The sequence below is a fragment of the Mesorhizobium sp. M7A.F.Ca.US.008.03.1.1 genome (genome assembly GCF_003997495.1).
Classification (GTDB): domain Bacteria; phylum Pseudomonadota; class Alphaproteobacteria; order Rhizobiales; family Rhizobiaceae; genus Mesorhizobium.
The window spans coordinates 106,280-115,471 of the sequence record NZ_RZRU01000016.1 but is presented as its reverse complement, the minus strand read 5'-3'; the positions used below and the strand labels follow the sequence as shown (position 1 = coordinate 115,471).

Below are 9,192 nucleotides of genomic sequence, written 5' to 3'. Positions count from 1 at the left end.
CAGGCCTGCGGCATCTGCTCCTTCCCCATTCAAAATCGACGGATTTACGCACATGAGCGCACCGCGCACACTCTACGACAAGATTTTCGACGACCATGTCGTCGATCGCCAGGACGACGGCACCTGCCTGCTCTACATCGACCGCCACCTGGTCCATGAAGTGACCAGCCCGCAGGCCTTCGAAGGCCTGCGCATGACCGGCCGTAAAGTCCGGCATCCGGAAAAGACGCTGGCCGTGGTCGATCACAATGTCTCGACCTCGCCCGAGCGCAAGTTCGGCATCAAGAACGAGGAAAGCCGTATTCAGGTCGAGGCGCTGGCCAAGAACGCCAGGGATTTCGGCGTCGAATATTATTCCGAGAACGATATTCGCCAGGGCATCGTCCACATCATCGGTCCTGAGCAGGGCTTTACACTGCCCGGCATGACCATCGTCTGCGGCGACAGCCACACCTCGACGCACGGCGCCTTCGGCGCGCTGGCGCATGGCATCGGCACATCCGAGGTCGAGCATGTGCTGGCGACCCAGACGCTGATCCAGCGCAAGGCCAAGAACATGCTGGTGCGCGTCGACGGCCAATTGCCGCAAGGCGTCACCGCCAAGGACATCATCCTGGCCATCATCGGCGAGATCGGCACTGCCGGCGGCACCGGCTATGTCATCGAATATGCCGGCGAAGCGATCCGTGCGCTGTCGATGGAAGGCCGCATGACGATCTGCAACATGTCGATCGAAGGCGGCGCGCGCGCCGGCCTGATCGCCGCCGACGAGACGACCTTCGCCTATGTCAAGGACAAGCCGCGCGCCCCGAAGGGCGCGTCCTGGGATGCGGCACTCGAATACTGGAAGACGCTGCAGTCCGACGAGGGCGCGCATTTCGACAAGGTGATCGTGCTCGACGCGGCCAAGCTGCCGCCGATCGTCTCCTGGGGCTCCTCGCCCGAGGATGTCGTGTCGGTGCAAGGCATCGTGCCGAACCCGGAAGACATCACCGATGAGAACAAGCGCACCTCCAAGCAGCGCGCGCTTGACTATATGGGGCTGACCCCGGGCACCAAGATCACCGACATCACGCTCGACCGCGTCTTCATCGGTTCCTGCACCAATGGCCGGATCGAGGATCTGCGCGCCGTCGCCAAGGTGGTCGAAGGCAAGACGGTCAGCGCGCATGTCGATGCGATGATTGTGCCGGGCTCCGGCCTGGTCAAGGAACAGGCGGAAGCCGAAGGGCTCGACAAGATCTTTATCGCCGCCGGCTTCGACTGGCGCGAGCCGGGCTGTTCGATGTGCCTGGCCATGAACGACGACCGGCTGAAGCCGCATGAACGCTGCGCCTCCACCTCGAACCGTAATTTCGAGGGCCGGCAGGGTTTCAAGGGCCGCACCCATCTGGTGTCGCCGGCGATGGCGGCGGCGGCGGCGATCGCCGGCCACTTCGTCGACATCCGCGAGTGGAAGTAACCCGGACTTGAACAGAACCCGAGCCGAGCCCGGCTCGGGTCAACGCTTTCCGTCGCGGCGGATGAGTTCGTGGAACTCCTCGCGGCGCCCCGGCTGTTCGGCCGCGACCACAAGCGCAAGCTGTTGTTCCTCGAAGAGCTTGAACCATTCGTCCCATTCGACGAGCTCATAGCCTCCCGCGTTGAGCGGCCGTTCAGGCTGGTCCTGATCCTGATAGGCGTGCTGGCCGAAAACCAGCCTCAACATGGGCTGCGTCCCCGCCTCGGGCGATATGTCGACGATTGCGGGAAAGCCGGCGCGCCCGGCAGCCCAGGAGCGGATCGCATCGTGGTCGGTCAGTGTGATCGTGTCGGCCATGGGTAGCTCCAGATTGTGAACGGAGGAACGCTGACCGGAGACTGCGGTTCCCTGGCATTATTTTGAGACGGCGGTCCTGCTTGCCGCTTTCGCTTAACCGCTTGTTTGCGCTTGCCCTCTAAGCTCTTCCCTGACGTAAGCGGGGAAATACCAGTCGTTTGGACACGGGTCTGCTCATAGCGCTGCTCAACCCGACGATCGCGCTGGCGCTCGGCGCCGCATTCCTCGTGCTGTGGTCCTATCAGCGCCACCGGCCCTATCTGGCCGTGCTGGCGGTCAGCTACAGCCTCTCTGCGGTCGGCTTCCTGCTCCAGTATTTCACCTTGCCGATCGGCATGCCGCTGACCAAGCTGGTGTCGAACGTCTGCTTCAGTATCGCCGGCTGCTGCCTGGCCGGCGCCGTCATCCACCGCTATGGCCGCAAGGTGCCCTCTGTGGGGATCGGCGTGCTGACCGGCGGCGGCCTGGCGTCGTTCTGCTGGTTCCTGTTCGTCGCGCCGGATCTCACCTGGCGCATCCTGGCGATGAATTTCGCTTTCGGCGGTATCAGCCTTCTGGTTGCCGCCGAACTGCGCCCGGTGCGCAACAACGGCCCGACCGAAAAAATCCTGTTCGTGCTGTCGCTGCTGTCGGGCGCCAATTTCGTTGTGCGCACCCTTGCCGTCGTCATCGCGCATGGGCCCTTCGCCAGCTATGACGGGTTCTACGGCTCGTCCTATTGGACGACGGCACTGCTGTCGCACGCGCTGCTCTCGCTGCTCATCGCGCTGTGCCTGTTTTCCGCCGCGGCACTCGACGTGTTGAAGGCGTTGAAGACCGAAACCTATACCGACCCCCTGTCGGGCCTGCTCAACCGGCGTGGCTTTGAGGAGCGAGGCATGCTGCTCTTGCAGCACTGTGCCTCGGCCCGGTTTCCGGTCGCGCTGGTGCTGGCCGACCTCGATCATTTCAAGGCGCTCAACGATGTGCATGGGCATGGGGCGGGGGATCGCGTGATCGCCGACTTCGCCGCCAAGCTTCGGTCGGCGGCCGGCGCGCGCGGTGTTGCCGGGCGTATCGGCGGCGAGGAATTCGCGGTGCTGCTGCCACTCAGCGATCTTGCCGCGGCGCGGCTGTTCGCCGAGGCGGTGCGCACCGTCTATTCGGCCGGCCATGTCGATGGGCTTCCCGTTGGAACGAAGGTGACCGCAAGCTTCGGCGTGGCGGCCCGCAGCGGTGGCGAGGCGCTGGAGCCGCTGATGCGCCGTGCCGACGATGCGCTCTACAAAGCCAAGAAGAACGGCCGCGACAGTGTACGCCTGTCCTATGAGCGGCCGGAAACGGCGTTCCTGCCGGAGCCGCTCAAGACCGGCTGAATCCTGCCCGGGCGGGATGGCGTTAACGTCTTCTTCGCCCGTCGATGCTTAGCTGTCGGCGCGGGTGCGGGAGAACATGAGCGGCGCCAACTTCATCCTGTTGATCAATTTGTCGGTTGCCGGCCTGCTGGCGGCATCCTTCATGGCGGTCGCCTTCCATGATGTCGGCCGTGCGCCGGCGCGCTGGCTGGCATCTGGCTATCTGCTGGGCATGGCCTATTCGGCCATCGAATTCTCCATTCCCGCTTTTGCCGACGCGCGGCTCCCGGTCGTTGCCGCCTTCGCGGTCTTCCTTGCCGCCACCATTGCGTTCAATGGCGGGCTTGCCCGCAAATACGGCGTGGCGCCGCCCTGGAAGCCGATGCTGTTGTTCCTGGTCGCCACCACCATAGCTGTGTATTTCGTGCAGGACCTGCCGCGCCAGTCGCTGGTCCGCATGATGGCCTACCAGCTTCCCTATGCGGTCATGCAGTTCATCGGGCTGGCCATCGTCTGGTCGTCGAGGCAAAAGCTTGCCCGTCTCGATCGCATCCTGATGGCCGTGCTGGCGGCGAGCGGCCTGCAGTTTGCCTCGAAGCCGTTCATCGCGCACGGGCTTGGCGGCTGGGGCGCCAAGCCGCAGGCCTATCTGCAAAGCAACTACGCGCTGGTGTCGCAATCGCTCGGCACTGTGTTTGCGCTGGCGCTGGCGCTGCTGATGCTGGCCATCCTGGTTCGCGACGTGCTTGCCGAAGTGACGTCGAAGTCGGAGACGGACACGCTTTCGCGCCTGCTCAACCGCGGCGGCTTCACCCGCCATGCCGAGTTGGCGGTGCTTGGCGCGATGCGGCAAGGCGTGCCGGTCGCGCTGGTCATCGCCGATCTCGACCATTTCAAGAGCGTCAACGACAGTTTCGGCCATGCGTCAGGCGACCGGGTGATCGAGACTTTTGCGGGCTTCCTGCGCGAGGCCGCCGCCGCGCATCACGTTGCCGGGCGCATTGGCGGCGAGGAGTTCGCCATCATCCTGCCGGGAACCAACCTTGCCGCGGCCCGCCTGTTCGCCGAGGGCACGCGCAGCGCCTTCGGCGCGCTGCCCATCGACGGACTGCCGGCTGACAACCGCTGCACCGCAAGCTTCGGCGTCGCCGAACTTCATCCGAGCGAAGACTTTGCCGATCTGATGCGGCGCGCCGACCAGGCGCTCTATCAGGCGAAGAATGCCGGGCGCGATTGCGTGCGCGTTTCGGCCGGGCCTGCCGGCAACTGGTCGTCGGCCGGAATGGAAGCTAGCGGCAGGGGCTGAGCTCGGGCATCTCGCCGTCGGAGAGACCGTACATATAGGAGCGGCCCTTCACCAGCACCGGCGGCCGGTAGCAATCGCCATAACCGCTGATTTCGTCGGCTTCGTTCTCGTAGATCACCTTGGGCTGGCCGGCGCTGGTGTAGTCGGAGAGCTGCTTGGCCAGCCTGCCTTGGCCGACGATGATGCGCTTGTAGCCGGCGGCGCTGTCGACGACGAGGTTGCCGAAGGAATCGGCGTAGACGCGATCCTGATGCCGCGCGCCGGCAAGCGCTGGCGCTGCAAGGCCGACGACCGAGGCCGCCACGATGAGCGCCGCAAGGCGCGATCTGCCCGAATTTGAACGCATGGCGTCCTCCGTGTCTTGAGGGAAAGCCTCCTCGAATCAGAAATTAACGTTTTCTTAACCTTTGTTAAGAGGCCGGCGTGTTTGGCGGCGATGTCTCGGTAAACATGGTTAATATCCGACTGGATGGAAAACGCGGTGGCCATCATTCGGCCATGCTTGGCCGCACCATCGGGCTGGTGTCCGTCTCGGCGTCGGGATGACCTTGATCTTGAAAAAGCATCGCGGCTGGTTTGCCCCGCGGGAGGACAGCATATGGCGCTACGCCGGCCGATTTGGGTGTCCGTTTTCCCGTTGCTCGGTGCCGTCGCTGCCTGTGTGCCACAGGACAGCGCGCCGAAGGCGGCCAACACCGTCGTCGTCTCACCTGCACCGGCTCAGCAGTCCGTCGCAGCCGCGGCGCCTCCGGCAGCTGCAACCAAGATCATCACCGACCTTACTGCGCCGCGATCCGGAATAGGCACCGTCACCTACAGATGCGGCAACAACGGTATGATTACGATCCAAAATCTCGGCACGTCGTTGCATGTGGTCGGGTCCGACGGCGCAACCGAAGAGTTTGCGGCGTCGCCCGCCAACCAGAGCAGCCGCTACCAGGCGGCCACACATGACGCAATCGTGATCGACGGACGCGAAGCGCTGGTGATGAAGAAGGGGTCGACGCCGCAGACCTGCAAACGCTAATGCCGCTGGGTCCCGGGCCAGACATGTTGCACTGCAGCGATAATGAGCCGGCCTCGGGCCTCACGGCCTAATCGATTGAAGCCCAAGCCTGCCTTTTAGTCAGACTAAATGACGTTCATGAAACGGTTTTCTGGCTTTGACGCGGTGCAAAAAGAGCATTAGAAACCGGCTGTCCGAAGTCGCAACCGGAAGCGGCAATGCCGCATTTCCACCTGAGGCTCCAGAGAGACGCCGAACTGGGGGAGCCATGAGCAAATCACCAGCCACCCGCGAATTTGCCAGACGTGAACGGCCGATTTCGCCGCACCTCACCGTGTACCGGCCGCCGATCACCATGACGATGTCGATCATTCATCGCATCACCGGTGGCGCGCTGTATTTCGGCACGCTGCTGGTCGCCCTGTGGCTGATGGCGACGGCAAGCTCGCAGGCGACCTTCGATTGGGCCAATTGGGCCTTCGGCACCTGGCTCGGCCGGCTCATCCTGTTAGGCTACACCTGGGCGCTGATGCACCATATGCTGGGTGGCGTGCGCCATCTGGTCTGGGACACCGGCGCGGGCCTGGAGAAGCATACCGCCTCGAAGATCGCCTGGGCGACGCTGGCCGGCTCAATCCTGCTCACGCTGCTGATCTGGATCGCCGGCTACATGGCGCGGGGAGCCTGATCATGAGCGGCAAAAACACCGATATGCGCACGCCGCTGGCGAAGGTCCGCGGCCTCGGCTCCGCCCGCGAGGGAACCGGGCATTTCTGGCGCCAGCGCCTGACCGCGATCGCCAACATCCCGCTGATCCTGTTCTTCGTCGGTTTCCTGATCGCGCTCAACGGCGCCGACCACGCGCATGTGCGGGCAGCCCTCGCCAACCCGTTCGTGGCGCTGGTGATGGCCCTGGTGCTCATCTCCGGGCTCATCCATATGCGGCTCGGCATGCAAGTGATCATCGAGGATTACGTGCATGGCGAAGGCATGAAGCTGGCGCTGATCGCGCTCAATACATTTTTCACCATAGCGGTCGGCGTCGCCTCGATCTTCGCCCTGCTCAAGCTGGCATTCGGAGGCTGAGTTGGCCAAGGACGCAAAACAAGCCAACACGGCAGGCTATACCTTTGTCGACCACAAGTTCGACGTTGTGGTCGTCGGCGCCGGCGGCGCCGGCCTGCGCGCCACGCTCGGCATGGCCGAACAGGGCCTGCGCACCGCCTGCATCAGCAAGGTGTTCCCGACCCGCTCGCACACGGTGGCGGCGCAAGGCGGCATTGCCGCCTCGCTGTCCAACATGGGTCCCGATTCCTGGCAGTGGCACATGTACGACACCGTCAAGGGCTCGGACTGGCTGGGCGATGTCGATGCCATGGAATATCTGGTGCGCGAAGCGCCGGCCGCGGTCTACGAGCTCGAACATTACGGCGTGCCGTTCTCGCGCACCGAAGAGGGCAAGATCTACCAGCGGCCGTTCGGCGGCCACATGATGAATTACGGCGAAGGCCCGCCGGTGCAGCGCACCTGTGCCGCCGCCGACCGCACCGGGCACGCCATCCTGCACACGCTCTATGGCCAGTCGCTGAAGAACAACGCGCAGTTCTTCATCGAGTATTTCGCGCTCGACCTGATCATGGAGCCGGACGGCACCTGTACCGGCGTCGTCGCCTGGAACCTCGATGACGGCACCATCCACCGCTTCTCGGCCAAGATGGTGGTGCTGGCGACCGGCGGCTATGGCCGCACCTATTTCTCGGCCACCTCCGCGCACACCTGTACCGGCGACGGCGGCGGCATGGCCGCGCGGGCGGGGTTCCCGCTGCAGGATATGGAATTCGTGCAGTTCCACCCGACCGGCATCTATGGCGCCGGCTGCCTGATCACCGAGGGTGCGCGCGGCGAGGGCGGCTATCTCGTCAACTCCGAGGGCGAGCGCTTCATGGAGCGCTATGCGCCGTCAGCCAAGGACCTTGCCTCGCGCGACGTCGTCTCGCGCTGCATGACGCTGGAAATCCGCGAGGGTCGCGGCGTTGGCAAGAACAAAGACCACATCTTCCTGCATCTCGACCATCTTGATCCCGCCGTCCTGCATGAGCGGCTGCCGGGCATTTCGGAATCGGCCAAGATCTTTGCCGGTGTCGACCTGACCAAGGAGCCGATCCCGGTGCTGCCCACGGTCCACTACAATATGGGCGGCGTGCCGACCAATTACTGGGGCGAGGTGCTCAATCCGACGGCGCTCAATCCAGATCAGGTGTCGCCCGGATTGATGGCTGTCGGCGAAGCCGGCTGCGCCTCCGTGCATGGCGCCAATAGGCTCGGTTCGAATTCGCTGATCGATCTTGTGGTGTTCGGCCGCGCGGCCGCGATCCGCGCCGGCCAGGTCATCGACCGCAAGTCGGCGATCCCTTCGCCCAACGAAGCCTCGGTCGAAAAGATCATGGACCGCTTCGACCGGCTGCGCCACGCCAATGGCTCGACGCCGACGGCGGTGCTGCGTGAAAAGATGCAGAAGGCGATGCAGGAAGACGCAGCCGTATTCCGCACGCAGGAGTCCCTCGAAAACGGCTGCAAGCGCATTTCGCAGATCTGGGGCGAGTTGAAGGACATCAAAGTGTCCGACCGCTCGATGATCTGGAACTCCGATCTGGTCGAGACGCTGGAACTGGAAAACCTGATGGCCAACGCCATCACCACGGTCTACAGCGCCGAGGCGCGCAAGGAGAGCCGTGGCGCGCACGCACGCGAGGACTTTTCGGCGCGCGACGACGCGGTCTGGCGCAAGCATACGCTGGCCAGGCTGAGCGAAGACGGCAAGGTGGCCCTCTCCTACCGGCCGGTGCACACCGAGCCGCAGCTGGCTGAAAAGGACGGCGGCATCAGCCTCGCCAAGATCGCGCCCAAGGCCAGAGTGTATTGAGGATCGAACATGGTTGAACTCACGCTCCCCAAGAATTCGCAGATCAAGCCGGGGAAGACCTGGCCGAAGCCGGAGGGCTCCACCAATCTGCGGGAATACCGCATCTACCGCTGGTCGCCGGACGATGACGAGAACCCGCGCATCGACACCTATTTCGTCGACATGGACGATTGCGGGCCGATGGTGCTCGACGCGCTGCTGTGGATCAAGAACAAGATCGACCCGACGCTGGCCTTGCGGCGTTCCTGCCGCGAAGGCATTTGCGGCTCCTGCGCCATGAACATCGACGGTTCCAACACGCTCGCCTGCACCAAGGGCTGCGACGACATTTCCGGCGCGGTAAAAGTCTACCCGCTGCCGCACATGCAGGTGGTCAAGGACCTGGTGCCCGACCTCACCAATTTCTACGCCCAGCATGCGTCGATCCAACCCTGGCTGAAGACGGTGTCGCCGGAGCCGGCCAAGGAGTGGCTGCAGAGCCATGAGGACCGCGAGAAGCTCGACGGGCTCTACGAATGCATATTGTGCGCCTGCTGCTCGACCTCGTGCCCGAGCTATTGGTGGAACGGCGACCGCTATCTCGGCCCGGCAACGCTTCTGCAGGCCTATCGCTGGCTGATCGACAGCCGCGACGAGGCCACCGGTGAGCGGCTCGACAATCTCGAAGACCCGTTCCGGCTCTATCGCTGTCACACCATCATGAACTGCGCCCAGACCTGCCCCAAGGGCCTCAACCCGGCCAAGGCGATCGCCGAGATCAAGAAGATGATGGTGGAGAGAAGGGTTTAGGCGGCAGGTTGGTTA

General features: G+C 64.0%; 10 protein-coding genes. 8 read left to right on the top strand and 2 right to left on the bottom strand.

Annotated features, from left to right (window positions below; translation table 11 throughout):
* Positions 1–52: 52 nt before the first annotated feature.
* The gene (leuC, locus tag EOA16_RS21685; RefSeq protein WP_127260097.1) at positions 53–1,462 is read left to right on the top strand and encodes a 3-isopropylmalate dehydratase large subunit; all 1,410 of its coding nucleotides are present in this window, start codon (positions 53–55) and stop codon (positions 1,460–1,462) included.
* 39 nt (positions 1,463–1,501) lie between these two features.
* On the opposite strand, the gene EOA16_RS21680 is transcribed toward leuC, so the two are convergent.
* Positions 1,502–1,819, bottom strand: a complete 318-nt coding sequence (locus tag EOA16_RS21680; RefSeq protein WP_127260096.1) for a hypothetical protein — start codon at positions 1,817–1,819, stop codon at positions 1,502–1,504.
* Between the two features lie 158 nt (positions 1,820–1,977).
* On the opposite strand from EOA16_RS21680, the gene EOA16_RS21675 reads away from it, so the two are divergent.
* Both EOA16_RS21675 and EOA16_RS21670 read left to right on the top strand, forming a co-directional pair.
* Entirely contained in the window at positions 1,978–3,174 is a 1,197-nt protein-coding gene (locus tag EOA16_RS21675; protein WP_127260095.1) for a GGDEF domain-containing protein, read from the top strand.
* Between the two features lie 76 nt (positions 3,175–3,250).
* Entirely contained in the window at positions 3,251–4,459 is a 1,209-nt protein-coding gene (locus EOA16_RS21670; RefSeq protein WP_127260094.1) for a GGDEF domain-containing protein, read from the top strand.
* On the opposite strand, the gene EOA16_RS21665 is transcribed toward EOA16_RS21670, so the two are convergent.
* Positions 4,443–4,805 (bottom strand): hypothetical protein, encoded by a 363-nt coding sequence (locus EOA16_RS21665; RefSeq protein WP_127260093.1) that lies wholly within the window; start codon positions 4,803–4,805, stop codon positions 4,443–4,445. The two genes, EOA16_RS21670 and EOA16_RS21665, sit on opposite strands and share 17 nt — an antisense overlap.
* Positions 4,806–5,057: 252 nt before the next feature.
* On the opposite strand from EOA16_RS21665, the gene EOA16_RS21660 reads away from it, so the two are divergent.
* The 5 genes from EOA16_RS21660 (at position 5,058) to EOA16_RS21640 (ending at position 9,177) form a co-directional block, all read left to right on the top strand.
* A complete protein-coding gene (locus EOA16_RS21660; RefSeq protein WP_127260092.1) occupies positions 5,058–5,486 on the top strand; it encodes a hypothetical protein in 429 nt (142 codons plus the stop codon).
* 247 nt (positions 5,487–5,733) lie between these two features.
* Positions 5,734–6,153, top strand: coding sequence for a succinate dehydrogenase, cytochrome b556 subunit (gene sdhC / locus EOA16_RS21655; protein ID WP_127260091.1), 420 nt, complete (start codon positions 5,734–5,736; stop codon positions 6,151–6,153).
* 2 nt (positions 6,154–6,155) lie between these two features.
* Complete coding sequence (gene sdhD, locus EOA16_RS21650) at positions 6,156–6,551, top strand: succinate dehydrogenase, hydrophobic membrane anchor protein (RefSeq protein ID WP_127260090.1); 396 nt, start codon at positions 6,156–6,158, stop codon at positions 6,549–6,551.
* Between the two features lies 1 nt (position 6,552).
* A complete protein-coding gene (sdhA, locus tag EOA16_RS21645; RefSeq protein WP_127260089.1) occupies positions 6,553–8,388 on the top strand; it encodes a succinate dehydrogenase flavoprotein subunit in 1,836 nt (611 codons plus the stop codon).
* A 9-nt stretch (positions 8,389–8,397) separates the two neighbouring features.
* Positions 8,398–9,177, top strand: coding sequence for a succinate dehydrogenase iron-sulfur subunit (locus EOA16_RS21640; RefSeq protein ID WP_127260088.1), 780 nt, complete (start codon positions 8,398–8,400; stop codon positions 9,175–9,177).
* Positions 9,178–9,192: the final 15 nt, after the last annotated feature.

Bases quoted from the DNA above. Each gene is read 5' to 3' on its own strand.
- EOA16_RS21670 (WP_127260094.1), top strand. From the start codon at position 3,251: ATGAGCGGCGCCAACTTCATCCTGTTGATCAATTTGTCGGTTGCCGGC.
- sdhC (WP_127260091.1), top strand. From the start codon at position 5,734: ATGAGCAAATCACCAGCCACCCGCGAATTTGCCAGACGTGAACGGCCG.
- EOA16_RS21660 (WP_127260092.1), top strand. From the start codon at position 5,058: ATGGCGCTACGCCGGCCGATTTGGGTGTCCGTTTTCCCGTTGCTCGGT.
- EOA16_RS21640 (WP_127260088.1), top strand. From the start codon at position 8,398: ATGGTTGAACTCACGCTCCCCAAGAATTCGCAGATCAAGCCGGGGAAG.
- leuC (WP_127260097.1), top strand. From the start codon at position 53: ATGAGCGCACCGCGCACACTCTACGACAAGATTTTCGACGACCATGTC.
- EOA16_RS21680 (WP_127260096.1), bottom strand. From the start codon at position 1,819: ATGGCCGACACGATCACACTGACCGACCACGATGCGATCCGCTCCTGG.
- sdhD (WP_127260090.1), top strand. From the start codon at position 6,156: ATGAGCGGCAAAAACACCGATATGCGCACGCCGCTGGCGAAGGTCCGC.
- EOA16_RS21665 (WP_127260093.1), bottom strand. From the start codon at position 4,805: ATGCGTTCAAATTCGGGCAGATCGCGCCTTGCGGCGCTCATCGTGGCG.